This window comes from Achromobacter sp. 1L-A-4-B-C2, assembly GCF_057291955.1.
This window is the reverse complement of sequence record NZ_JBXAWP010000001.1, coordinates 190,290-215,303: the sequence shown is the minus strand read 5'-3', so window position 1 is coordinate 215,303 and position 25,014 is coordinate 190,290. Positions and strand designations below refer to the sequence as shown.

The following is a 25,014-nucleotide window of genomic DNA, read 5'->3' as shown; positions in this document are numbered from 1 at the left end:
TTTGGTTACATTTGAGGTCGAAAGAGAGGTTAACATTGACTCCCTCTTTTTCCACGCAGGAGGTTTTCATGCCCGATGCGTCAGTGGCCAGCCTGTTCAGGAATATGGCCCAAGGAGTGCACGAATATCTTGCCGAGTCCTTGCGTATTTGCTCAGTCTATCTGGGCATTGCAGTGATTGTGACGGTAAGCATGGGATTTGCCCTGCCAGGTTTGCGCGACCAGGCATTGCAAGTGCACAAAGCCTTGTTGACCGCCCTAGCGCCTTCATCCATGCAAACCGGCGTCGAACCCGACACCGGCTCCGAACTGGGTTCCGACACGGCGTCGGCAATTGCCATGGCCGTACCAACCGCTCCTGCCAGCAATGCCACCGGCATGCTGGGGCCGGCGCGCGTCGCGCCGCCAGTGCCCAAGAAGCCCGCCTTGTCGGCGACCGGCCCGCAGGCAGAAGCGTTGCGCAACTATATCTCGCGCAAATACAAGGTGGCGTATGACGCTACCGGCCCGCTGTTGAACACCGTCTACAAGGTCAGCCGCGAAAAGCAGCTGGATCCCTTGCTGGTGCTGGCGGTCATCGCCATCGAGTCGCGCTATAACCCGCTGGCCGAAAGCCATGTGGGCGCGCAAGGCTTGATGCAGGTGATGACCAGCGTGCACCAGGACAAATTCGACGCCGTGGGCAAGACCGCCCTGGACCCGGCCGCCAACATCGGCGTCGGGGCGACGATTCTGCGGGACTGTATCAACCGGCGCGGTTCGGTCGACGCCGGGCTGGCCTGCTACGTGGGTTCCACGGGGCCGGACGACAACGGCTACGGCGCCAAGGTCCAGGCGGAACGCCGGCGCTTGGCCCTGGCATCGGGCATTGCCCTGGCACGGGACTGATACCGGACACCCTGTCTGCCCGATACCGCCCGGCCGGCCAGACGAAAAAGCGCGCTCTTTACCGAGCGCGCTTTTTCATTGGGACGGTATCGCAACGACCGCCGGAAGCGCCGGCAAATGGCGGATCAGCGTTGCAGCAGCTTGCCGATGCGGGCCACGGCTTTCTCCAGGCGGTCCAGCCCCGTCGCGTAGGAAAAGCGCATGGTGTGCTTGCCGTGGGCCGGCCCGAAATCCAGTCCCGGCACGGCAGCCACGCCGGCTTGCAGCAGCAGTTGCTGCGAAAACGTGGCGCTGTCCATGCCCAGGTTGCTGATATCGGCATAGATATAAAACGCGCCGTCTGGCTTGACGGGTACGTGGATGCCCAGGCGTTCGAATTCGGGCAACAGGTAGTCGCGCCGCTGCTTGAACGCTTCACGCCGGTGCTCGAAGGTTTTCATCGCCTGTTCGGTAAAGCATGCCAGCGCGGCGTGCTGGGCCAGCGTGGGCGCGCAGATCGCCAGGCTGGCGGCGATTTTTTCCACGGGCGCCACCATGTCTTCCGGCACGATCATCCAGCCCAGGCGCCAGCCGGTCATGTGAAAGAATTTCGAGAAACTGTTGATGACGATGATGTCATCGTCCAGCGTCAGCGCGGATCGCGGCGCGTTTTCATACGACAATCCCAGGTAGATTTCATCGACGATGGCAAAGCCGTCGCGCGCACGAACCTGCGCCAGCAGTTGCGCCAGTTCTTCGTGTGCGATGGATGTGCCGGTGGGGTTGCTGGGTGACGCCACCAGCACGCCCTGCGTCGCGGGCGTCCAATGCCGGGCCACGTCGTCGGCCGACAGTTGGAAGCGTTTGGCGGCGGAACTGGGAATCAAGCGCGGCACGCCGCCCGCCGCCAGCACGAAGTTGCTGTTGGCCGGGTAGGACGGGTCAGGCATCAGGACTTCGCCGCCGTGGTTGACCAGCGCCGCGCACGCCAGCGTCAGTGCACCGGATGCGCCGGCCGTGACAATAACGCGCGCCGGATTGATCTTGGCGCCGAACTTGTCGTGGTAGAACTGCGCAATGGCCTCGCGTAGCGGCATCAGCCCGGCGGGCGGGCCGTAGCCGCTAAGCCCGGCGCGGGCGGCGCGTTCCAGCGCTTCCACCACCTGGGGCGGCGCGGTAAAGTCCGGTTCGCCGATGCCCAGGCTGATAATGTCGTGGCCCGCCGCCTGTAGCGCCTGCGCCTGCTTGAATAGTTCCACTACCTGGAATGTCAGAAAGTCTTGAGTGCGAGCGGCAAGGCGGGGCATTGGATTCTCGAAAAGCGTCTTTGAAGCAAAAAGGAATTGTAGTCATGCAGCCATCCCGGCGCGCTTTCCTGCTTGGCAGGCGGCCCGCGCAAACGCCATGGGCCGCTTTCATGCAGCGGCTGACGCTGCTTTGCCAAGGCCAGGTTGTTGATCTGGGCGAGAACGGCCCGGGTGGCGTGCAAGCCATTCTGACGCCCGCGCGTGACGGCGACGTGGCGCACGCCCGCGCGCTGTGCGCCGAATATCGCGTCGTGATGGCGCTGGAGGGCGCAACGGGGCCTTACGCGGCGAGCAGCGCGCCGCGTTTGCGTATCGATCCGTCGCGGTTGGCGGGCTTGGCGCGCCTGGCCGGCGACACCCCCCGCTGGCGCGCGCAGCCCGGCGTGCCGATGGCCGCGCTGGCCCAGGCCGGGCTGCGGCAGTTCGCCGGTTTTCCTGACGCCATGACCTTGGCCGAATGGCTGGCCGCACCGGCGCCGTGGCCCGCGGGTTGCTGCGCGGCCTCGGGCGTGCTCGGGGTGGACGTGATGCTGGCCGACGGCGTTGAGGAAACCTTGGGGCCGTTTGGCGAGGCCGACGTGCAGCCCCTGCGATCAGCCACCGTGCAGGCCCTGGTGCCGGCGCTGTTCCAGCTGGCCTCGGGCGGCGACGCGTTCGCAACGAACGACGGCTATCACTGGCTGGGCCGCTATCGGCTGGACGCCCTGAAGCCGCAGGCGCCGGCCACGGTGAACCTGGCGCATTTGCTGTTGGGGCATGGCGGTACGCTGGCCTGGGTGCAAAGCGTCACGCTGATTGATGTGCCGCCCTTTAGCAAGCCGCAGCCCGAGCCGCAGCCCGAGGCCCAGCCCGAGCCGCAGCCGGGCGCCCATGTGCCGTCCCCGGCGACCCCCGGCTTGGCGACGTTTCGGCTGGACGCCCGCGTCAAGACGCTGTTCGATCCCGCGGGTCGTTTTCCCTTATTCCTGCCCAATGAAACCTGAAATGTGTTCAGGTTGCTGTAAGATTTCGGCGCCTGCCCCGTCCGGTGGGCGAGCTTTCACCAGCGCTTTCGCAAACGTATCGCGGCGCGCGCCATGGGAATAGAATTCCTCCCTCTGTTTCACTTATAGCCAGTAGCCGCCCCTATGGATGCCAACCTTCGCAAAGCCGCCCTTGAATATCACGAGCACGGTCGCCCCGGAAAAATCTCGGTCACCCCGACCAAGCAGCTGACCAACCAACGCGATCTGGCGTTGGCGTATTCGCCCGGCGTGGCGGCGGCCTGTGAAGAAATCGTGGCGGATCCGGCCAATGTGTTTCGCTACACCGCGCGCGGCAACCTGGTGGGCGTGATCACCAACGGCACAGCCGTGCTGGGCCTGGGCAACATCGGCGCGCTGGCCTCCAAGCCCGTCATGGAAGGCAAGGCGGTGCTGTTCAAGAAGTTTGCCGGCCTGGATGTGTTCGACATCGAAATCAATGAAACCGATCCGGACAAGCTGGTCGAGATCATTGCCGGGCTGGAAGCCACTTTCGGCGGCATCAACCTGGAAGACATCAAGGCGCCGGAATGCTTCACCGTCGAGCGCAAGCTGCGCGAGCGCATGAAGATTCCCGTGTTCCACGACGACCAGCACGGCACCGCCATCACGGTATCGGCCGCGTTCATCAACGGCTTGAAGGTCGTGGGCAAGGACATCAAGAAGGTCAAGGTCGTGACCTCGGGCGCCGGCGCTGCTGCCCTGGCGTGCCTGGATTTGATGGTGGACCTGGGCCTGCCGCTGGAAAACATCTGGGTCACCGACATTGAAGGCGTGGTCTACGAAGGCCGTGTCGAACTCATGGACCCGGACAAGGCGCGTTTCGCGCAAAAGACCGATGCCCGCAAGCTGGCCGAAGTGATTCAGGACGCCGACGTGTTCCTGGGCCTGTCCGCCGGCGGCGTGCTCAAGCCCGAAATGGTTGCGGCCATGGGCACGCGCCCGTTGATCCTGGCGCTGGCCAACCCCACGCCGGAAATCCTGCCCGAACTGGCGCATTCCGTTCGCGATGACGTGGTCATGGCCACGGGCCGTTCCGACTACCCGAACCAGGTCAACAACGTCCTGTGCTTCCCGTACATTTTCCGGGGCGCGCTGGACGTGGGCGCCACCACCATCACGCGTGAAATGGAAAAGGCGGCGGTCTACGCCATTGCCCAGCTGGCCCAGGAAGAACAGAACGAAGTCGTGGCAGCGGCCTACGGCACGTTCGATATCTCTTTTGGCGCGGAATACCTGATCCCCAAGCCGTTCGACCCGCGTTTGATCGTGCGTATCGCGCCGGCCGTGGCCAAGGCCGCGATGGACGGCGGCGTGGCCACGCGCCCGCTGGCCGACCTGGAAGCCTACGAAGAGCAGTTGCAGCAGTTCGTGTACCACTCGGGCGCGTTCATGAAGCCGCTGTTCTCGGCCGCCAAGCGCATCGTGCGCGAAGGCGGCCCGGCGCGCATCGTGTTCGCGGAAGGCGAAGACGAACGCGTGCTGCGCGCGGTGCAGGTCGTGGTTGACGAAGGCCTGGCCCGCCCCATCCTGGTGGGCCGCCCATCGGTGCTGCTGACCCGTATCGAAAAGCTGGGGCTGCGCCTGCGCCTGGGTGAAGACGTTGAAGTGACCAACCCGGAATACGACGAACGCTTCCATCAGTACTGGACGACGTACTGGGAACGCATGTGCCGGCGCGGCATCACCAAGGAAATGGCGCGCGTGGAAATGCGCCGCCGCATGACCTTGATCGGCGCGATGATGGTGCACCTGGGCGATGCCGACGGCATGGTCTGCGGCTCGGTGGGCGCCTACCACGATCACCTGCGGTTCGTGGACGAAGTGATCGGCCGGCGCCCTGGCCACAACGTGTATGCCGCGATGAACATCCTGCTGCTCAACGAGCGCACGGTGGTGTTGGTGGACACGCACGTCAACGACGAACCCACGGCCGAGCAGATCGCCGAATTCACTATCGCGGCCGCCAACGAAATGCGCCGTATGTACCTGGCGCCCAAGGTGGCGCTGCTGTCGCGATCGAATTTCGGATCGGGCAGTTCCGCGTCGGGCGCCAAGATGCGTCGCGCGCTTGAAATCGTGCGCGAAAAAGAGCCCGAGCTTGAAATCGACGGCGAAATGCACGGCGATTGCGCGCTGGACGAAGCGCTGCGCATGCGCATCCTGCCGTCGTCCACGCTCAAAGGCGAGGCCAACCTGCTGGTGTGCCCGAACGTGGATTCGGGCAACATCGCCTACAACCTGCTCAAGACGGCGGCGGGCGGCAACGTGGCGGTTGGCCCGTTCCTGCTGGGCTGCAACGCGCCGGTGCACATCCTGACCTCAAGCTCGACCGTGCGCCGCATTGTGAACATGACCGCGATGACTGTGGTCGATGTCAACACGCCACGTTGAAGTCAGTCCCGCCGGTCCGGCGTGCCCACGCACGCCGACCGGTCTGGTCCTGACGGGTGGGGGCGCGCGGGCCGCGTACCAGGTGGGCGTGCTAAGCGCCATCATGGACTTGCTGGACCCGGACTGGCATTCGCGCTTTCAGAATCCCTTCGACATCATCTGTGGCACCTCGGCGGGGGCCATCAACGCCGCTGCGCTGGCGTGCCGCGCCGACCGCCCGCACCTGGGTGTGCGCCGTATCCGCCGCTTGTGGTCGTCGCTGAACACCGACATGATTTACCGCGCCGACGCGCCCGGCCTGATTCGCACGGGTGTGCGTTGGCTGGGGTTGCTGGCGCTGGGCTGGATGTATTCGGGCCTGACGCGCAAGCGGCCGCAGTCGCTGCTGGACAACAGCCCCATGGAGGCGCTGCTGGGCCGCGTGCTGAATTTCGACCACCTGCGCGGCAACCTCGAGCGCGGGTCGCTGTCGGCGCTGGCGATCACGGCATCGGGCTACACCAGCGGCGAGCACCTTACGTTCTACCAGGCGCACACGCCCATCGAACCCTGGCATCGCTACTTGCGGCTGGCCATACCCACGCCTATCGGCATCGACCATCTGATGGCCTCGTCGTCCATCCCGTTCGTGTTTCCCGCGCGCCAGGTGCCGGTGCACGGCAAGGGTGAATGGTGCGGCGACGGGTCCATGCGGCAACTGGCGCCGATCAGCCCCGCCATACACCTGGGCGCCCATCGCGTGCTGGTGATCGGCACGGGCTTTCGGGATGACACCCATCCCGAGAACCGGGAAGATTCTCCGCCCTATCCGTCGCTGGCCCAGGTGGGCGGGCATGCGCTGTCCAGCATTTTCCTGGATGGCCTGTCGGTGGACGTCGAGCGCCTGGAACGCATCAACTACCTGATGGACCACGCGACGCCGGAGGGCGCGCAGATCAACGTGCGCCGCATCCAGGTGCTGACCATCACCCCCAGCCAGTCGCTGGATACGATGGCGCTTGAGCACTTGGATGACATGCCCGCGCAAGCCCGTGCTCTTTTCCGCGTACTCGGTGTATCGTCCGACCCAGGCCGTCCTGGCGGCGGTGCGCTGATGTCGTATCTGCTATTCGAATCCAGCTACACCAAGCGATTGATCGAACTGGGTTATGCCGATACGATGCAGCGTAACGAAGAAGTGATCGCCTTTTTCAAGGAGGCTCAGGCATGACGCGCAATGGCCAATCTACGTTGCAGAAGCAGCTTCTGCGCGGGGGAGCGCTGCCTCATGAGGGGCTGGACAAGAAGGCCGTCGTGGACGCCTCGCACGAGCTTGGCCTGTCCTTGTTCGTTGCCAACTGTGACCCCGCCCGCAGTCGTTCAGCGGTGCTTCGCGCCATCGTCAAGGCGGTGGATTTCCCCGAGTACTTCGGCGGCAACCTGGATGCGCTGTACGACTGCCTGTGCGACACGGTCCTGGACCACAAGACGGGCGTGGTGTTGTGGCTGTACCGCCTGCACTCCGGCGACCCGGTGCTGGAAGAAGACGCCGCAAAAATTGAAACCGTGTGTTCGGACGCTGCCGACTTTGCACGTGAAAACGGCCGCATCTTTGCGTTTGTGATCGAACACGCGGGCCGCCACCCCGACCCGGAACCCGGCATCGCCGCAGCGCCCTATGGCGAAAACGATTAACCGCGGGCGAAAACGATTAACCGCGGCCGAAAACGATTAACTGCGGCCTAAAACGATTCTCTGCGGGCGCGGACGATTAACCGCGCATCCTTCCGCTACCAGCTCATCAACGCGCTGACCGCCGCCAGCAGCGCCAGCCCGGCCGTTTCGGTGCGCAGCACGCGCGGGCCGAAGCGAACCGCCTGGACGCCGGCCTGGCGGGCCAGTTCCAGTTCTTTGTCCGACCAGCCGCCTTCGGGGCCGACCAGCAAGGTCAACGCCTGCAAGTCCGGCGTGGCGCGCAGCTTGCCGGCCAGATCGTCGCCGGCTTCCGGGTGACACAGCAGCCGCAGGCCGTCCGCCGGCTGGGCCAGCCAATCGGCAAGCGTTTGCGGCGCATCCACCGCCATCAAGCGGTTGCGGCCGCATTGTTCGCCGGCCGATTGCGCAATGCGCTGCCAATGCGCCACGCGCTTGTCCAACCGAGGGCCCGATAACTGCAACACGCTGCGTTGCGCGGCAATGGGGCTGACGCGGGCGGCGCCCAGCTCAACCGCTTTTTCCACCACCCAGTCCATCTTGTCGCCGGAGGGCAGACCCTGCACAAGCGTGATGCGCCCGGCAAGCTCGGCTTCGCGCGGGTTGAAGTCGCCCAGCGTGGCGTAGCCCGCCTTGCCGTCCACTTCAAGCACGGCCGGGTATTCGCCGCCCTGGCCGTTGAACAGCACAACGGTTTCGCCCGCTTTCAAGCGCAGCACGCGCAGCGCGTGGTGCGCCAGGGCGTCGGGCAAGGCGATGCGGGTACCGGCGGAAAGGGCGATGTCGCAGAAGAAGCGGGGGGCGGACATGAGGTTCGGGCGAAGAGGGCGGCTACGAGGGCGCGGGCAATCGGATTATTCGAGCGCGTAGCCTACCACTTTGATTCCCGGCGACACGCTTGTTTACATCGGGCTTAAGGGCGATGGCGTGAGGGAAATCCCCTGATGCTAAAATCGTCTGCTTCGCAACCCACTCAACTGGCCCCTATATTTCCCGTAGGCGCGCCAGCTTCAAAGAGCCTTCCGAATGAGCAATCCGACCGCCCCTAAACTTGCCTTGGCGGATGCCATCCGCGCCCTAGCGATGGATGCAGTGCAACAAGCGAACTCCGGGCATCCGGGTGCTCCCATGGGCATGGCGGAAATCGCCCAGGCCTTATGGACGGGCAACCTGCGCCACAACCCGAAGGATCCCGCCTGGGCCAACCGCGACCGCTTTGTGCTGTCCAACGGCCACGGCTCGATGCTGATCTACGCGCTGCTGCACCTGACGGGCTACGACCTGTCGATCGACGAACTCAAGAATTTCCGCCAGTTGCATTCCAAGACGCCGGGTCACCCCGAAGTGGGCATCACCCCGGGCGTGGAAACGACCACCGGCCCGTTGGGCCAGGGCCTGGGCAATGCCGTGGGCATGGCGCTGGCCGAAGCGCTGCTGGCCGCTGAATTCAACAAGCCCGGCCACACCATCGTCGACCACCACACCTACGCCTTCACCGGCGACGGCTGCCTGATGGAAGGCATCTCGCACGAGGTGTGCTCGCTGGCCGGCACGCTCAAGCTGTCCAAGCTGGTCGTGCTGTATGACGATAACGGCATCTCGATCGACGGCCACGTTGAACACTGGTTCGCCGACGACACCGCCAAGCGCTTCGAAGGCTACGGCTGGAACGTGATCCGGGGCGTTGACGGCCACGACGTCGCCGCCGTGGACGCCGCCATCAAGGCCGCGCGTTCGCAGTCGGAAAAGCCCACGCTGGTGATCTGCCGCACCGTTATCGGCAAGGGTTCGCCCAACATGGCCGGCACGCACAACGTGCACGGCGCGCCGCTGGGCAAGGACGAAATCGCCGCCACGCGCGCCGCGCTGGGCTGGTCGTCGGAACCGTTCCAGATTCCGCAAGACGTGTATGACGGCTGGGATGGCCGCAAGTCGGGCGCCGCGGCCCAAGCCGAATGGCAGACCGCGTTTGACGCCTACAGCGCCGCGTTCCCCGCCGAAGCCGCTGAATTCACGCGCCGCATGAAGGGCGAAATGCCTGAGGGTTATGCCGACCAGTTCAAGGCTTTCCTGGCCTTAACGCTGGAAAAGGCCGAAACCGTCGCCACCCGCAAGGCTTCGCAATTCGCGATCGCCGCGCTGGCGCCGTTGCTGCCCGAAATGCTGGGCGGTTCCGCCGACCTGACCGGTTCCAACTTCACCGACTGGAAGGGCGTGGGCGCCGTTCGCGCCGGCGACAAGGGCATTCAGTTCGGCCGTCACATCAACTACGGCGTGCGCGAATTCGGCATGGCCGCCATCATGAACGGCGTGGCGCTGCACGGCGGCTACCTGCCCTTCGGCGGCACGTTCCTGACGTTCTCGGACTACTCGCGCAACGCCATCCGCATGGCCGCGCTGATGAAACAGCGCGTGGTGCACGTGTTCACGCACGATTCGATCGGCCTGGGCGAAGACGGCCCGACCCACCAATCCATCGAACACGCTGCCAGCCTGCGCCTGATTCCCAACCTGTCGTTGTGGCGTCCTTGCGATACGGCTGAAACGGCCGTGGCCTGGAACGCCGCCGTGACGCGCCCGACCAGCATCGGCATGGACGTGCACGACGGCGGCCCGACCGCGCTGCTGCTGTCGCGCCAGAACCTGCCGTTCGTGCCCCGTGATGCCGCCACCGTGGACGCTATCGCGCGCGGTGGCTACGTGTTGCGCGATGCCGAAGGCGCCCGCGCCGTCATCATCGCCACCGGCTCCGAAGTGGCCATTGCGCTGGACGCGCAGGCGCAGCTGGCCAAGGAAGGCATCGCCGTGCGCGTGGTTTCCATGCCCAGCACCGACGTGTTCGACAAGCAGGACGCCGCCTGGAAGCAATCCGTGCTGCCCAAGGGCCTGCCGCGCGTGGCTGTCGAAGCCGGCGTGACCGCGTTCTGGCACAAGTACGTGGGCCTGGAAGGCGCCGTGGTCGGCATCGACCGCTACGGTGAATCCGCCCCGGCCGGCGCATTGTTCAAGTTCTTCGGGCTGACCGCCGACAAGGTGGCCGAGACCGTCAAACAGGTTTTGTAAAAAAGGAGCTTAGTATGACTATTCGCGTCGCCATCAACGGTTACGGTCGCATCGGCCGCAACATCCTGCGTGCCCACTACGAAGGTGGCAAGAAGCACGATATCGAAATCGTCGCCATCAACGACCTGGGTGATCCCAAGACGAACGCGCACCTGACGCGCTACGACACCGCCCACGGCAAGTTCCCGGGCACCGTCGAAGTCGACGGCGACTTCATGGTCGTCAACGGTGACAAGATCCGCGTGCTGGCCAACCGCAACCCGGCTGAACTGCCCTGGGGCGACCTGAAGGTTGACGTCGTGCTGGAATGCACGGGCTTCTTCACGACCAAGGAAAAGGCCGGCGCGCACATCAAGGGCGGCGCCAAGAAAGTCATCATCTCGGCCCCGGGCGGCAAGGATGTGGACGCCACCATCGTGTTCGGTGTGAACCACGGCGTGCTCAAGTCGACCGACACGGTCATCTCGAACGCATCGTGCACCACCAACTGCCTGGCCCCGCTGGTCAAGCCGCTGAACGACAAGCTGGGCCTGGAAAACGGCCTGATGACGACCGTTCACGCCTACACCAACGACCAGGTCCTGACCGACGTCTACCACGAAGACCTGCGCCGCGCGCGTTCGGCCACGATGAGCATGATCCCCACGAAGACCGGCGCTGCCGCCGCCGTGGGCCTGGTGCTGCCGGAACTGAACGGCAAGCTGGACGGCTACGCCATCCGCGTCCCGACCATCAACGTGTCGCTGGTCGACCTGTCGTTCGTGGCCAGCCGCGACACGACCGCCGAAGAAGTGAACAGCATCCTGAAGGCCGCGTCGGAAGGCGAGCTCAAGGGCATCCTGGACTACAACACCGAGCCCCTGGTTTCGGTGGACTACAACCACAACCCGGCCTCCAGCACCGTTGATGCGTCGCTGACCAAGGTCTCGGGCCGCCTGGTCAAGGTCTCGTCCTGGTACGACAACGAGTGGGGCTTCTCGAACCGCATGCTCGACACCACCGTCGCGCTGATGTCGGCCAAGTAAGCAACACGGTCAGTCCATAGGGGACGGATTTGTTTTCCGCCAATGCGGAAAATGGGTTCGTCCCCTTTGTTCGCCTATCGTAGGAAAGCAAATATGTCCAAGGTCAATACCCTGTCCGCGCTGGCCAAGTCCGGCGCCCTGTCCGGCAAGCGTGTGTTCATCCGCGCCGACTTGAACGTGCCGTTCGATGACGCCGGCCGCATTTCCGAAGACACGCGCATCCGTGCATCCGTGCCCGGCATCCGCCTGGCGCTGGACGCCGGCGCCGCCGTGATGGTTACGTCCCACCTGGGCCGCCCGAAAGAAGGCGTGCTGACCGACGCCGATTCGCTCGCCAAGGTCGGCCAGCGCCTGTCCGAATTGCTGGGCATGCCCGTGCAGCTGGTGCGCGATTGGGTCGACGGCGTTCAGGTCGATCACGGCCAGGTCGTGCTGCTGGAAAACTGCCGCGTGAACGTCGGCGAAAAGAAAGATGACGAAGCGCTGGCCAAGAAGATGGCCGCGTTGTGCGACGTGTACGTCAACGACGCATTCGGCACCGCCCACCGCGCCGAAGCCACCACCCACGGCATCGCGCGCTTTGCGCCCGTGGCCTGCGCCGGCCCCTTGCTGGAAGCCGAGCTTGACGCCCTGGGCCGTGCGCTGCACGAACCCAAGCGCCCGCTGGTCGCCATCGTGGGCGGCTCGAAGGTGTCGACCAAGCTGTCGATCCTGCAATCGCTGGCCGACAAGGTTGATCAGTTGGTCGTGGGCGGCGGTATCGCCAACACCTTCCTGCTGGCTGCCGGCCTGCCTATCGGCAAGTCGCTGGCGGAACCCGACCAGGTTGAGCAGGCGCGCGCCGTGATCGACATGATGAAGCAGCGCGGCGCGGCCGTGCCGATTCCGGTGGACGTGGTGTGCGCCAAGGCATTCGGCGCGGACGCCGAAGCCACTGTCAAGGCGGCCACCGACGTGGCCGATGACGACATGATTCTGGACATCGGCCCGCAGACCGCGGCGCAGTTGGCCGAGATCCTGAAGAAGGCCGGCACCATCGTGTGGAACGGTCCGGTGGGCGTGTTTGAATTCGACCAGTTTGCCAACGGCACCGAAGTGGTGGCGCGCGCAATCGCGGAATCGGACGGCTTTTCGATCGCCGGCGGCGGCGACACGCTGGCTGCCATCGCCAAGTACGGCATCGGCGAACAAGTCGGCTACATCTCGACGGGCGGCGGCGCGTTCCTGGAATTCCTGGAAGGCAAGACCCTGCCTGCCGTGGCCGTGCTGGAAGCGCGCGCGGCGGAGTAAGGCAGGGCGGCAGCGCCCAAGTCGTGGCGCTTGCCGCGCGCCGTTCTCCATGAAAAACGCCCTTTATTTCAGGGCGTTTTTTTTCATCTGTGTCCGGAGCGCTTATTCCAACTTGGCGCCCGAAATTTTCACGATGTCCGCGTAGCGCGCGATTTCCGATTGGATGAAGGCGCCGAATTGCTCGGCGGTTTGCCCCGCCGGTACCAGCGCGCCCATGCTTTCCATGCGCTGCTTGACCTCGGGCTCGGCCACCACGGCGTTCACTTCCTTATTCAGGCGCTGCACCACGGCGGGCGGCGTGCCGGCGGGGGCAACGATGCCGTACCAGGCCGACGCGATCATCTTGGGCACCCCCGCTTCCTCGAAGGTGGGCACGTCCGGCAGTGCCGGCAGACGCTGGTGCGACGCCACGGCCAGCGCGCGCAACGCGCCGGCCTGAACCTGCGCCAGCGAGCCGGTGTCCAGCATCATGTCGACTTGCCCGGCCAGCAGATCCGACACGGCGGGGCCACTGCCCTTGTACGGAATGTGCAGCACGTCGGCGCCGGTCAGGTGCTTGAACATCGCGCCCGCCAGATGCTGCGAAGACCCTACGCCGCCCGAACCGTAGTTCAACTTGCCGGGTTCGGCCTTGGCGCCGGCGATCAGGTCGGCCACCGATTTGAAGGGCGATTGCTTGGGCACTTCCAGAATGTTGGGGATCTCGGCCACGAAGGCCACGGGCGCAAAGTCCTTGGACGCATCGAAGCCCAGGCGGGAATACAAATGCGGGTTTGCCGCGTTGGTCGAACTGGTGGCCATCAGCAACGTGTAGCCGTCGGCCTTTTCGCGCACGAACGACGCCGTGCCAATATTGCCACCCGCGCCCGCCTTGTTGTCCACGATCACCGTCTGGCCCAAGCGGTCGGTCAGGCGTTGCGCCAGCAGGCGCGCCAGGGAATCGGTGGCGCCGCCCGGGGGCCAGGGCACCACCAGCTTGATGGGGCGCTCGGGGTAAGTCTGGGCGTGGACAGCGGGGGCGATGCCGGCGGCAAGCGCGGTCAGAACCAGGGCGCGGCTGACGCGCCGAAGAATGGGCAAGGACATGGAGTCTCCTGAAATGCCGGCCTTGGGTCCGCGCCGGGTGGCAAGGGCGGTAGGCCGTGTCGGTGTGCGATGGTGCGGCGTGGCGCCGCTTTTCTTATGCCGAAGGACTCTACGCAATCCGGCATTTCGATAAAAGAGATAAAAACGCAACGATCTTCATTCCTTTTGGGAATGTTTTGGATCGTCGAACCCCGGCGTGTTTTTCTGAAGCTGGCGAAAAAGCCCGCCTGATTTCGTGGCGACTTGATCTGAAGCCGTTGCCGTGGCTTGGCCTTGGTGTAGCCTTGACCGTCTATGCGTGTTGTCGCGCAGTCTCTTCGATCAGGTCGCTTGCAGCATCATGAACCTACGTTTTTTTCCCGGCCTGAATAATTTCCGCGGCATGACGCGGGAATCGGCACGACGCGACATCATGGCGGGCTTAAGCGTGGCCGCCGTCGGCCTGCCGGTGGGCCTGGCCTACGCGGCGATGATGGGCGTGCCGCCCGTGGCCGGGCTGTGGGCCGCCATTGCGGGGATGTTGGGCTACGCCTTGTTCGGCTCGTCGCGCACGCTGATCGTGGGGCCGGACACGGCCACCTGCACCCTTATCGCCGCCACCTTGACCGGCATGGCGCTGACCTCCCCCGAAGACCGGTTGGTGGCCGCCACCGGCATTGCATTGACCGTGGGCGTCGGCTGCCTGATTGCGCGCGTGCTGCGGCTGGGCGTTCTGGCCAACCTGCTGTCGCGCCCCGTGCTGATCGGCTACATGGCGGGCGTGGCGATCACGTTGGGGCTGTCGCAACTGAGCGGGCTGACGGGGGTGGGGCTGCGCAACAGCGGGCTGGTGCACCCCTTCCTTGAGCTATCGCGCCGTATCCAGGAGATCCAGATTCCCACACTGTGCCTGGGGCTGGCGTCCTGCCTGTTGCTGGTGGCCTTCAAGCGCTGGCGCCCGACCTGGCCGGGGCCGATCCTGCTGGTGGTGGGCGGCTGCCTGTTGTCATGGCTATTCGATTTTCCCAGCCTGGGCATCGCGGTGGTGGGCGAGGTGCCCGCCGGCTTGCCGGGCATCAGCCTGCCGGTTCGGCTTGAGGGGGTCGACAGCATTCTGCTGGGCGCGGCGGGCGTGCTGGTGGTCAGCTTTTCCAGCGGCATCGTCACCGCGCGCAGCTTTGCGGCGCGCACGGGCGAACACGTGGACCCCAACCGCGAGCTGGTGGGCTTCGGCGCGGCCAATGTGGCGGCCGGTCTGTTCCAGGGTTTTGTGGTGACGGGCGCGGATTCGCGGACGGCGGTGGGCTTGGTGGCGGGCGGCTCGTCGCCGCTGGTCAGTGTCAGCGCCGCCTTGGCGTTGGCCATCGTGGTGGGCCTGTTGAGCGCGCCCTTGTTCTGGCTGCCACAGGCGGTGCTGTCGGCCATCTTGTTGCTGGCCGCCGCCAGCCTGTTCGACGTCAAGGCCTTCCTGCGCCTGGCGCGAATTTCCCGCATCGAACTGGCGTTTGGCATCCTGGCTGCCGTGGGCGTGGTGGGCTTTGGCGTGCTGCGGGGCGTGGCGGTGTCGGTGGGGGCGACCTTGCTGTACGCGATGTATGTGTCGGGCAACCCGCGCGATGCGCTGCTGGGCCGGCTGCCCGGCGAGTCCGTATTGGGCAAGCTGCACCTGAATCCAGATGCGCATCCCGTGCCCGGCACGGTGATCTGGTTGTTTGAATCGTCGATCTGGTTTTTCAACGCCGATGCGTTTCGGCGCCGCGCGCGCGACGTTATCGAGCAAGCGGCGGCCGACACCCAGTGGTTCGTGCTGGATGCCGAGGCCATGACGCAGGCGGATGCCGATGCGGTGGAAGCGCTTTATGAACTGAAGCGCGAACTGGACGCCCGCAACATCACCTTGTTGCTGGCGGGCGGGCACGGCCAGTTCCGCATGGCGCTGGAGCGTTCGGGGCTGGTCAAGAAGATCGGCCGCGACAAGATCTTCGGCACCCCGGAACAGGCGGTCGATGCGATCGAGCGCTGGCGCCAGGCGCCGCCGGCCACCTTGGCCTGAGCCTAATCGATGATGTGATAGCCGCCGTCGATATACAGCGTCTGGCCCGTCATCAGGCGCGCGGCGTCGGTGGCCAGCCAGGCGGTGGCTTCGCCCACGTCGTCGATGGACACCAGGCTGCGCGCGGGCGCCTTGGATTGCGCGCGGTCCAGCAAGGCATCGAATTCGGCAATGCCCGATGCGGCGCGCGTTTTCAATGGCCCGGGCGAAATCGCGTGCACCCGGATGCCCTGCGGCCCAAGCTCGGCGGCGAGGTAGCGCGTGGCGGATTCCAGCGCGGCCTTGACCGGACCCATCATGTTGTAGTGCTCGACGACCATCTGCGAGCCGTAGTAGCTCATGCAGAACAGCGCGCCGCCTTTTTTCATCAACGGTTCGGCCAGTTTCGCCATGCGGATGAAAGACCAGCACGACACGTCCATGGCTTGCAGGAAGCCTTCGCGCGAGCAGTCGGTAACGCGGCCGTGCAGGTCGGCGCGCGGGGCGAACGCAATGGAATGCAGCACGAAATCCAGCTGTCCCCATTCGGCCGTGATGCGGTCGAACACGGCTTCGAGTTCGCCGTCGTTCAGCAGGTTAAGCGGCATCAGCAAGGGCGCATCCACCTGGCGCGCAAGCGGCTCGACGTGGGGCAGCGCCTTGTCATTCAGATAGGTCACGGCCAGTTCGGCGCCCATGGCGCGAAACGCCTTGGCGCAGCCCCAGGCAATGGAATCCGCATTGGCGATGCCGGTGACCAGGCCGCGCTTGCCGGCCAGCGGCAGCGCCGCGCTAGAGGAGGGGGCGGGGGAGTTCATCGTCGGCTTGCTCATTGTTGGCTTGCTCATCGTTGGCGCACCAAAGCCAGCGTGTGCTGCGCGATGATCAGCTCTTCGTTTGTGCGCACCACGTAGACGCCGATGCGGCTGTCGTCGCTGGAAATTCGCGGGCCTTGATGGGCGTTGCGCTCGGGGTCCAGCTTGATGCCCAGCCAGCCCCAGTGGTCCACGATCATCTGCCGGATCTGGGGCGAGTTCTCGCCCACGCCGGCGGTAAAGACGATGCCGTCGATGCCGTTCATGGCGCAGCCCATGCCGATGATGCCTTCGGCCACGCGCCACGCGAAATACTTCAGCGCCAGCTGGGCCGAGGGCGCGTCGCTGGCCAGCAGTTCGCGCATGTCGTTGCTGATGCCGGACAGGCCCTTCATGCCGCAGTCGTGATAAAGCAGGTGTTCGATCTGGTCGTGGTCCATGCCGCGTTCCATCATCCACAGCACCACGCCCGCATCCAGCCGGCCCGGGCGCGTGCCCATGGGCAGGCCTTCCAACGCCGTGAAGCCCATCGTGCTGTCCACGCTTTTGCCTTCATGCATGGCGCAGGCGGACACGCCGGAACCCAGGTGCGCGGCAATGATCTTGCCCATGGCCAGTTCGGGCAGTGCCTGCTTCAAGCGCTGCGCGATGTATTCATAGGACAGGCCGTGAAAGCCGTAACGGCGCACGCCTTCCTGGTACAGCGATTCGGGCAGCGCGTAGCGGTCGGCCACGTCGGAATGGCTGCGATGAAACGCGGTATCGAAGCACGCCACTTGCGGTATCCACGGCCGACGCTCGCGGATGACGCGGATGGGCGCCAGGTTGTTGGGCTGATGCAGCGGAGCCAGCGGCGTGAACGTGTCCAGCTTGGCCAGCACACCGTCGTCGATCAGCACGGGTTCGGACAGATCAGGCCCTCCATGCACCACCCGATGGCCCACCGCCAGCGGCGTACCGCCCAGATGGCCGCTAAGCCACGTGCCCACGACTTCCTGCGCGTTGGGCACGTCGGGCGCATGGCCGGGCGCGATGTCGCGTTCCACCAGTGTCTGGCCCGCCGCGTCACGTACGCGCAGCTTGGGGTGCGACGTGCCGATGCCCTCAAGCTGCCCGCCCAGGCGCGGCGCAAGTTGCTCGTTGCCGTCGACGTCGTACAGGTAGAACTTGATGCTGGAACTGCCGGCATTGATGACGAGGATGGTGTCGCGGGTGTCACTCATGGCTCTGGGTTCCGGTGGTGGTGGGGGAGCGGCGAGAGGTGCGGCAACAGGGGCGGCAATACTTGCGGCAATAGGCGCGCGTCAGATCAGCGGGCGGGCCGCCAGCTGGCTCAGGTGGTGCGCGTAGATGGCCGCCACCGCGCACGAGGCCAGCCGCGAACGCGGGCTGTCGGCGCGGCTGGTCAGGATGATGGGCACGCGTGCGCCCAGCACGATGCCCGCTGCTTCAGCGTTGGCCAGGAACGTCAGGTTCTTGGCCAGCATGTTGCCCGCTTCAAGATCGGGCACGACCAATACCTGCGCCACGCCCGCCACGGGCGACCGAATGCCTTTGATGCGCGCCGCCTCGGGGCTGATGGCGTTGTCCAGCGCCAGGGGGCCGTCCAGCAGGCCGCCCGCGATCTGCCCCCGATCGGCCATCTTGCACAAGGCCGCCGCTTCGATGGTGCTGGGAATATTGGGCGTGACCTGTTCCACCGCCGACAGAATCGCCACGCGGGGCTCGCCCAGCCCCAGCCCGTGATGCAGGTCGATCACGTTGCGGATGATGTCGGCCTTGGTTTCCAGGTCCGGGAAAATGTTGATGGCCGCGTCCGTGATGAACAGCGGGCCGGCATAGGTGGGCACCTCCATGATGAATACATGGCTGATGCGCCGGCCGCTGCGCAGCCCCGTTGTGCGCGCGACGACTTCGTGCATGAGTTCGTCGGTGTGCAGGCTGCCCTTCATCAGCAGCGTGGCCTCGCCGTTGCGCACCAGCGCCACGGCGGTTTCGGCCGCAGCGTGGCTGTGCGGCGCATCCACGATACGGGCATCGCCCAGGTTCAGCTTGAACTGCGCGGCGGTATCGCGGATCTTCTGTTCCGGCCCCACCAGGATGGGGTGCAGCAAGCCCAGATCACGCGCCTCCAGGGCGGCCGACAAAGACGGTTCGTCGCAAGGGTGGGCGATGGCGCAGAAGGCGGGCTCCAGCGTCTGGGCGCGCGCGATCAGCGTGTCGTAATGCGTCGAGGTAGGCAGTGTCATGCGCGCTTGGCCTTGGCGGGTTGACCGGCGCCGGCGGTGCCGGCGGACTTGGACGCGGACTTGGCGGCGGGCTTTGCCGCGCGCTTGGCAGCGGTCTTTGCGGCGGGTTTGGCCCCGGCCGTGTCAGCCGGCTTCCCGGCTGTCTTGCCGGTGCTGTTCGCGGCAGGCTTGGCATCGGACATTGCGGCGGCCTGGGTTGCGGACTTTGCGGCAGACTTTGCAGCGGACTTTGAAGCCGACTTTGCAGCCGACTTTGCGGCGGGCTTTCCTGCGGACTTCGGTGCCGACTTCGCCACCGAGTCTTCCGCCGATTTGGCGGCTGCCGGGTGCGGCTTGGCGGTTTTGGCCGGTACCTGGGCGGCTGCGTCGATCAAGCTCAACGAAGGCGCGGTCGGCGACGGGGCCAACGTCAGCTGCGCGGGCGCGTGGCTCTGCTCGCGCTTCTGTGCACGGCGTTCGGCGGCTTCGAAGATGCGCTCCATTTCCGTCAGGCTTTCGCGCGCGGCCGGGCTCAGCGGTTCGGCCGCTTCCAGCACGTGCTTCATGGTGTTCAGCGCGTCGCGAATCGCGGCCGGCGATGACTTGTCCAGCAGGCGCGGCATCGCCTGAATGGCGGCGTCGGAATCCAGCGTCAGGATCAGGGCCTGGTCGCGTATGGTGTCCTTGAACTCCTGTAGCGTCATGGCGTTGTCGGACTCGGCGCGCACTTTGCGGATCAGTGCAAAGCTGCGTTCGTCCAGACCGCCTTCCGCGCCGGACACGTACAGCAGCATGCGGATCGCGGCCACGCGCAGGCCGCCTTCCTGCAACAGCGAACGCAGGTCCGCCGTGCGTTCTTCCATGAAGCGGCGATGCTCGGGCGACACGCCCGGGTGCTTGCGCGGGGGGCCGGACCGTGCGCCCAGCCCGGCCAGGTCCTGCACCAGCGGCGATCCGTACACGCCCATGAACGTGCGTTCGTCCGCCGAGTCGCGCATTTCCTGCCAGATGTTCAGGCTGGTTTCGACCCAGTTCGAGAACATTTCCTGCGCCATCAGGAACGGGTTCGACTCGGACACCGGCTGGCGGTGCGCGCGAACCTGTTCCGCCACCTTCGCAATGGGCGCGATGGCCGGGTTGCGGTCCGAAATCAGCTCGTAGGGCAAGCGCAGCGGATGCAGGCGTTGCGCCCATTCCGCCGACTGCGGCGTGACCATGGCGCGCAGCCACGGTTGCACGAAGCTGCGGTACATGCCCAGGTTGATGTCCGAAATGCGGGCCACGGCGGCAAAGCGCCGATCGTCCTCTTCCTTGCGGTCGACAATGGTGCGCACATCATCCAGCGTGCGCTGCTCGAACGACAGCACGTAGTTGCCAAAGGCCAGGTCGGCGTTGGGCGTGTCGGGCGTCTTGTCGGCGATTTCGGCCTCGTAGATGCCCGGCGGCAGGACGTCAATCATGTCGATGTTCGACGTGAACTCCTGGTGTTCCTTGCGGGCCACGCTGCCCGACACGAAGATGCCCAGGTGGCCGATGCTTTCGTGCACGGCATAGACGATGGTCTGGCCATGAGCCAGCACTTCGGCTTCGTTCTGGTACAGGTCGGGGATCCAGCCCAGTGCTTGCGGCGGGGGCGTGATGTTGTCGCCCTTCGAGCAGAACACCACGATGGGCGAACGGATATTGCGCAGGTCGATGCGGATGCCGTCCGAGGTGACCAGGCCGGCCGTGGCCAGGCGGTTGCCCACGAACAGGTTGTCCACGATGTACTGGATTTCGGGGCCGTTCAAGAAGACGTGGCCGCCCCACCATTTTTCAAAGCTCAGGTAGCGCTGGGCCTCGGTGTCCACCTTGGAATACAGGTTGTACTGCTTGGACCAGAGCGTATTGGCGGGATTCAGGTTTTCGAAGTTCTGCACCAGCCAGGCGCCGTCGAACTTGCCGTTACCCAGGTCGCTGGTCATTGCCGTCAGCCAGCTGCCCCCGAGCAAGCCGCCGGAATAGCGCATGGGATTCATCCCGCGCCAGCCCGCCCAGTACGACAGCGGGGCGCCGGCCACGATGATCGGGCCGAACAGTTCGGGGCGTATGGCGGCGGTCATCATGATCTGCCAGCCGGCCTGGCAGTTGGCCACCACCACGGGCTTGCCTTCCGCATCGGGATGCAGCGCGATGATTTCTTCCAGGAAGCGCGCTTCGGCCATCATCACATCTTCGACGGTCTGCTCCGGCATGGGCTGGGGCAGGAAGGTGGCGAAGTAGCAGGGGTGGCCGGCACGAATGGCTACGCCAATTTCACTTTCCGGCTTGAAGCCGCCGATGCCCGGGCCGTGCCCGGCGCGCGGGTCAACCACCAGGAAAGGGCGCTTGATCGGGTCGGTTTCCACGCCTTCGGGCGGCTTGATGCGCAGCAGCCCGTAGTTGACGGGGCGGGGCAGCTCGCGGCCGTCCAGCACAAACTCGGACTCCATGCTCAGCACGTTGGGCGCGCGCTTGGCCATGTGGTCGTGGTACTGGTTGCCGCGCTGGCGCAGCACGTCGGCGTAGAGCACGCCGCGTTGCCAGGCGTCCAAGGCGTATTCGTAGGCGGCCGTCCAGGGGTTCATGGGCGGGGCGGGGACGCGATCGTTGCCGGAATCGGCCATGGCGATCTCCTGTAAGTTGCTTCCGGCGGCGACGTGCCGCCGGGCCGGCCCCGAGTGGAACCGGCCAAGTTGACCTCCCCATTACACCGCAACGAATGCTGCGCCGCAACATAAGTCGGAGGGGGGCCTGCAAAAAAGCGTTAAGCGTCCCTGCTTTTCAGATGTGTCCGACAACGCTGCCGGACCCCGGTGGGCGGCAGCGTCGCTTGCAAGACGGTCGTGCAGTGGCTGCTGCCACGGCGCCGTGGCGGGAACAGGCGCTTAGTCGCGCGCGGCGGCGTTGTGCTCCAGCCATTTCCGAACAGACGAGCGTTGCCACTGCGCGTCGACGTAGGCGCGCAACGGGTCGGGCAAATCATCCAGCGCCAGGCGCTTGAGCATCACGGCCAGGTCCAGGTCAGCAATACACCAATCGTCGAACAGCGTGGTCTGGCCCACCCCGATCAGATAGCTGGCCACCTGTGTCAGCTTGGCCGAGGCAGCATGCGCGGCGTCCGACAAGGGCTGCCCCGGGGTGTCGTAGAACACGGTTTCGGTGGGGCGCTCCTGGCGCAAGGGGGCCAGGTCGCTGCGCAGCCACGCCTGCAACTGGCGGGCGCGGGCGCGTTCGCGCACGCCCGACGGATACAGCGCGGCGTGCTTGGGCGCGGGAAAAACCTCTTCCAGGTATTCGGCGATGACGCTGGATTCCGTCAGGTTGAAATCGTCATGCGTCAGCGCGGGGACCCGGGCAGTCAGCGCCCGACATTGGTAGGGCTGCATCCGTTGCTCACCGGCGTTCAGGTCGATGGGGCGCACTTCGAAAGGCAATTGCTTTTCGGTCAGCGCCACGTACACCGACATGGCGTAGGGGCTAAGGAACTGGGAATCAACGTAAAGCGTAATCGGGGCGCCCAAATCTAGTCTCCGGTCAGGCGAGGGGTCTGGCAGGTGGCAATGCATCGACACGCGGCGGTGTGCCGCATGATTTTCAAAGCGTAACGCAACTGCAATTTTGCGTGTCGCGTGGCCGCGTCAGTGCGTCCCCGTGGCATTGCATCGTTGCGCTCGCTGCGCTCGTTGCGCTGGCGGGATCAATCCACGATGAAGAGCTTGGCGCCCGTGGTGGTGGACGAACGGTGCGGCTCGGCCTGGTCGGCCACCTGGTAGCTCATGCCGGGGGTCAGCACGAACTGGCGGCCGTCTTCCAGTTCAGTGTGCAGCTCGCCTTCCAGACAGAAGAGGATGTGTCCCTTGGTGCACCAGTGGTCGGCCAGGTAGCCCGCCGTGTATTCGACCATGCGCACGCGCACGTCGCCAAATTGGCGGGTGCGCCAGTAGGCCATGCCCGTGTCGCCGGCGTGTTCGGTGCGTTCGACTTCGGACCAGTCCGTGGTGCCGAAGGGGATGTTGCTCATCTTCATCGTGGATCCTGCGTGGGGGTAGGGCGGTGGCGGGGCCACCGGTAAAACGCCGGTAACAGCACCGGTAAAAACAGATACTACGCCACTCGGGTGACAGGGCGCATCCGCGATTTGGTCTGATATTGCGCATTGATAAATCGGTCCGCAACCCCTATCTTCTTGATATCCCAGGCCGGATACGGCACAGCCCGCGGCGGCCGAAACCCTTAAGGTGAGCTGGCATATGGAGTTCAAGGACTACTACAGCATTCTCGGGGTGGAGCGCGGCGCGTCGGAAGACGAGATCCGGCGCGCATACCGCAAACTCGCCCGCAAATACCATCCCGACGTCAGCAAGGAAAGCGACGCCGAGACCCGCATGCGCGACGTCAACGAAGCCTATGACGTCTTGCGCGACCAGGAAAAGCGGCTGGCCTATGACAACCTGGCCGCCGGCGTGTCGCCCGACGGTGGCTTTCAGCCCCCGCCCGGATGGGACGAAGGTTTCGAATTCCACCGAGGCGCGGCGCCCGGCGACGAGGCGCAGTTCAGCGACTTTTTTTCGTCGTTGTTCGGCGGCCGCGGGCAACGCGGCGGCGCGCGCCAGCAGGAGTTTCGTGCGCGCGGGGACGACCATCACGCCGCCATCGAAGTGGACCTGGAAGACGCGCTCAAGGGCGCCACGCGCGACATCAGCCTGCGGTCCATGGAAATGGACGAGCAGGGACGCCCACAGATGAAAACGCGCACCCTGAGCGTGCGCATCCCCGCGGGCGTACGCGAAGGCCAATACATCCGCCTGTCGGGGCAAGGCATGCCCGGCTACGGCGGCGGCGAAAACGGCGACCTGTATCTGGAGGTGCGCTTCAAGCCGAATGCGCGCTACCGCGCCGATGGCCGTGATCTTTACATGACCCTGCCGGTGGCGCCCTGGGAGGCCGCGCTGGGCGCGAAAGTGAACGCGCCCACGCCCGGCGGCACGGTGGAAGTCTCGATTCCGGCGGGGTCGGGCAACGGCCGCAAGCTGCGCCTGCGCGGCCGCGGCATTCCCGGTGATCCCCCGGGCGACCTGTATCTGGTGCTGGACCTGGTGTTGCCGCCCGCCGATAGCGAGGCGGCCAAGGCGGCCTACCGCAAGCTGCAACAGGATGCGCCGTTCAACCCGCGACGCCACATGGGGGTTTGACCATGAACAAAGTTGTCATCACCAGCGCCACCGTCGTGGGCAAATCCCAGCCGCTCAGCGCGCATGACCTGGCCCGCGCCTGCAACGCGGAAGTGGAATGGGTTGCCCAATTGGTCGAGGTCGGCATCGTCAACGCCGACGGCCGCCAACCCGAGCAATGGTGCTTCTACAGCATGGACTTGCAGCGCGCGCTGCATGCTCGCAAGCTTGAGCACGATTTCGGCGCCAGCCTGGATGCCGTGGCACTGATCCTGGACCTGAGCCAGGAAGTGCGGCGGCTGAAAGCGCAATTGCGGGCCCTGGGCGCGGCGGAATAATCCGCAATCTGACGTCTTTCGCCCGTGCGCAAGCCCAGGCAAAATGGTCGGTGTCCAAAGGAGGCCGACCATGCTTACGCTCTACCATGCGCCGCGTTCGCGCTCGTTCCGGGTTCTGTGGCTGCTTGAAGAACTGGGTGTGCCGTACGACACCGAAATGGTGTCCATCCGGGGCACCGACAGCGCCGGGCACATGCCCGCCGACTACATCGACATTCATCCGCACCGCAAGGTGCCGGCCGTGGTGCACGACGGTGTGCCCATCTTTGAAACCCCTGCCATCGCGCTGTACCTGACTGATCTGTTCCCCGAGAAAGGCTTGGGTCCGCGCATCGGCGACCCCAATCGTGGCCCGTATCTGACCTGGTTGGCGTATTCCACCGGGGTGTTCGAGCCGGCCATGGTCGAACGCGCCTTCAAGCAGCCGCATCATGCCGGCGCACCGGGGTGGGGGTCGGCCGACGAAGTCGAACAGGTCCTGACCCGCGTGTTGCAAGCCCGGCCCTTTTTCCTGGGCGACGCGTTTTCAGCCGTGGACATCGTGCTGGGCGGTTCGCTGCAATACATGATGCAGGTGAACGTGATTGCCGAATCGGACGTGTTCAACGGCTACATCGAACGCCTGGCCGCGCGCCCGGCCATGCACCGGGCCCTGCAACGCGACGGCGACATCGAAGAGTCCTGA

The 25,014-nt window shown here is 65.4% G+C and carries 21 protein-coding genes; 12 read left to right on the top strand and 9 right to left on the bottom strand.

Going from position 1 to position 25,014, the window contains the following annotated elements:
* Positions 1-68: 68 nt before the first annotated feature.
* Entirely contained in the window at positions 69-887 is an 819-nt protein-coding gene (locus AC0Z35_RS01035; protein WP_046804361.1) for a lytic transglycosylase domain-containing protein, read from the top strand.
* Positions 888-1,012: 125 nt separating this feature from the next.
* On the opposite strand, the gene AC0Z35_RS01030 is transcribed toward AC0Z35_RS01035, so the two are convergent.
* Positions 1,013-2,173 (bottom strand): pyridoxal phosphate-dependent aminotransferase, encoded by a 1,161-nt coding sequence (locus tag AC0Z35_RS01030; RefSeq protein WP_485131566.1) that lies wholly within the window; start codon positions 2,171-2,173, stop codon positions 1,013-1,015.
* 44 nt (positions 2,174-2,217) lie between these two features.
* Between AC0Z35_RS01030 and AC0Z35_RS01025 the strand changes: the two genes are divergently transcribed.
* From AC0Z35_RS01025 to AC0Z35_RS01010, 4 genes are all read left to right on the top strand, one after another.
* The gene (locus AC0Z35_RS01025) at positions 2,218-3,156 is read left to right on the top strand and encodes an FAD-binding protein (RefSeq protein WP_485131567.1); all 939 of its coding nucleotides are present in this window, start codon (positions 2,218-2,220) and stop codon (positions 3,154-3,156) included.
* A 144-nt stretch (positions 3,157-3,300) separates the two neighbouring features.
* Positions 3,301-5,589, top strand: a complete 2,289-nt coding sequence (locus AC0Z35_RS01020; RefSeq protein ID WP_485131568.1) for an NADP-dependent malic enzyme — start codon at positions 3,301-3,303, stop codon at positions 5,587-5,589.
* The gene (locus AC0Z35_RS01015) at positions 5,570-6,799 is read left to right on the top strand and encodes a patatin-like phospholipase family protein (RefSeq protein ID WP_370512738.1); all 1,230 of its coding nucleotides are present in this window, start codon (positions 5,570-5,572) and stop codon (positions 6,797-6,799) included. The genes AC0Z35_RS01020 and AC0Z35_RS01015 overlap by 20 nt, the downstream gene beginning before the upstream one ends.
* Positions 6,796-7,263, top strand: coding sequence for a barstar family protein (locus AC0Z35_RS01010; protein ID WP_046804365.1), 468 nt, complete (start codon positions 6,796-6,798; stop codon positions 7,261-7,263). The genes AC0Z35_RS01015 and AC0Z35_RS01010 overlap by 4 nt, the downstream gene beginning before the upstream one ends.
* A 95-nt stretch (positions 7,264-7,358) precedes the next feature.
* Here the strand turns inward: AC0Z35_RS01010 and AC0Z35_RS01005 are convergent, their stop codons facing one another.
* Positions 7,359-8,090 carry a 16S rRNA (uracil(1498)-N(3))-methyltransferase gene (locus AC0Z35_RS01005; protein WP_485131569.1) on the bottom strand — a complete coding sequence of 244 codons (732 nt, stop codon included), beginning with the start codon at positions 8,088-8,090 and terminating at the stop codon, positions 7,359-7,361.
* A 217-nt stretch (positions 8,091-8,307) separates the two neighbouring features.
* On the opposite strand from AC0Z35_RS01005, the gene tkt reads away from it, so the two are divergent.
* From tkt to AC0Z35_RS00990, 3 genes are all read left to right on the top strand, one after another.
* The gene (tkt, locus tag AC0Z35_RS01000; RefSeq protein ID WP_314359802.1) at positions 8,308-10,344 is read left to right on the top strand and encodes a transketolase; all 2,037 of its coding nucleotides are present in this window, start codon (positions 8,308-8,310) and stop codon (positions 10,342-10,344) included.
* Between the two features lie 14 nt (positions 10,345-10,358).
* Positions 10,359-11,369 carry a type I glyceraldehyde-3-phosphate dehydrogenase gene (gene gap, locus AC0Z35_RS00995; protein WP_046804368.1) on the top strand — a complete coding sequence of 337 codons (1,011 nt, stop codon included), beginning with the start codon at positions 10,359-10,361 and terminating at the stop codon, positions 11,367-11,369.
* A 93-nt stretch (positions 11,370-11,462) separates the two neighbouring features.
* Positions 11,463-12,659: a phosphoglycerate kinase gene (locus AC0Z35_RS00990; protein WP_046804369.1), complete on the top strand. Its 1,197-nt coding sequence runs from the start codon at positions 11,463-11,465 to the stop codon at positions 12,657-12,659.
* Between the two features lie 102 nt (positions 12,660-12,761).
* On the opposite strand, the gene AC0Z35_RS00985 is transcribed toward AC0Z35_RS00990, so the two are convergent.
* Positions 12,762-13,745 (bottom strand): Bug family tripartite tricarboxylate transporter substrate binding protein, encoded by a 984-nt coding sequence (locus tag AC0Z35_RS00985; protein WP_104144601.1) that lies wholly within the window; start codon positions 13,743-13,745, stop codon positions 12,762-12,764.
* Positions 13,746-14,085: 340 nt separating this feature from the next.
* Between AC0Z35_RS00985 and AC0Z35_RS00980 the strand changes: the two genes are divergently transcribed.
* Positions 14,086-15,777, top strand: a complete 1,692-nt coding sequence (locus AC0Z35_RS00980) for a SulP family inorganic anion transporter (RefSeq protein WP_185975369.1) — start codon at positions 14,086-14,088, stop codon at positions 15,775-15,777.
* A 2-nt stretch (positions 15,778-15,779) separates the two neighbouring features.
* Here AC0Z35_RS00980 and fabI read toward each other — a convergent pair whose 3' ends face one another.
* The 6 genes from fabI to AC0Z35_RS00950 all read right to left on the bottom strand — a co-directional run bounded on the left by fabI (position 15,780) and on the right by AC0Z35_RS00950 (position 22,847).
* Positions 15,780-16,574, bottom strand: coding sequence for an enoyl-ACP reductase FabI (fabI, locus tag AC0Z35_RS00975; protein WP_104144621.1), 795 nt, complete (start codon positions 16,572-16,574; stop codon positions 15,780-15,782).
* 26 nt (positions 16,575-16,600) lie between these two features.
* Positions 16,601-17,794, bottom strand: coding sequence for an acetate/propionate family kinase (locus tag AC0Z35_RS00970; RefSeq protein WP_104144600.1), 1,194 nt, complete (start codon positions 17,792-17,794; stop codon positions 16,601-16,603).
* An 81-nt stretch (positions 17,795-17,875) separates the two neighbouring features.
* Entirely contained in the window at positions 17,876-18,820 is a 945-nt protein-coding gene (locus AC0Z35_RS00965) for a phosphate acetyltransferase (RefSeq protein WP_120156734.1), read from the bottom strand.
* A complete protein-coding gene (locus tag AC0Z35_RS00960; protein WP_485131570.1) occupies positions 18,817-21,444 on the bottom strand; it encodes a DUF3141 domain-containing protein in 2,628 nt (875 codons plus the stop codon). Before AC0Z35_RS00960 ends, AC0Z35_RS00965 begins: the two co-directional genes overlap by 4 nt.
* Positions 21,445-21,705: 261 nt before the next feature.
* Entirely contained in the window at positions 21,706-22,341 is a 636-nt protein-coding gene (gene yfcF, locus AC0Z35_RS00955) for a glutathione transferase (protein ID WP_219990906.1), read from the bottom strand.
* A gap of 176 nt (positions 22,342-22,517) precedes the next feature.
* Entirely contained in the window at positions 22,518-22,847 is a 330-nt protein-coding gene (locus tag AC0Z35_RS00950; RefSeq protein ID WP_046804375.1) for a DHCW motif cupin fold protein, read from the bottom strand.
* 223 nt (positions 22,848-23,070) lie between these two features.
* Between AC0Z35_RS00950 and AC0Z35_RS00945 the strand changes: the two genes are divergently transcribed.
* The 3 genes from AC0Z35_RS00945 (at position 23,071) to AC0Z35_RS00935 (ending at position 25,014) form a co-directional block, all read left to right on the top strand.
* On the top strand, positions 23,071-24,012 hold the full coding sequence (locus AC0Z35_RS00945; RefSeq protein WP_319307561.1) for a DnaJ C-terminal domain-containing protein: 942 nt from the start codon (positions 23,071-23,073) through the stop codon (positions 24,010-24,012).
* 2 nt (positions 24,013-24,014) lie between these two features.
* Positions 24,015-24,329 carry a chaperone modulator CbpM gene (locus tag AC0Z35_RS00940; protein WP_046804377.1) on the top strand — a complete coding sequence of 105 codons (315 nt, stop codon included), beginning with the start codon at positions 24,015-24,017 and terminating at the stop codon, positions 24,327-24,329.
* Between the two features lie 70 nt (positions 24,330-24,399).
* Positions 24,400-25,014, top strand: coding sequence for a glutathione S-transferase family protein (locus tag AC0Z35_RS00935; protein ID WP_120156729.1), 615 nt, complete (start codon positions 24,400-24,402; stop codon positions 25,012-25,014).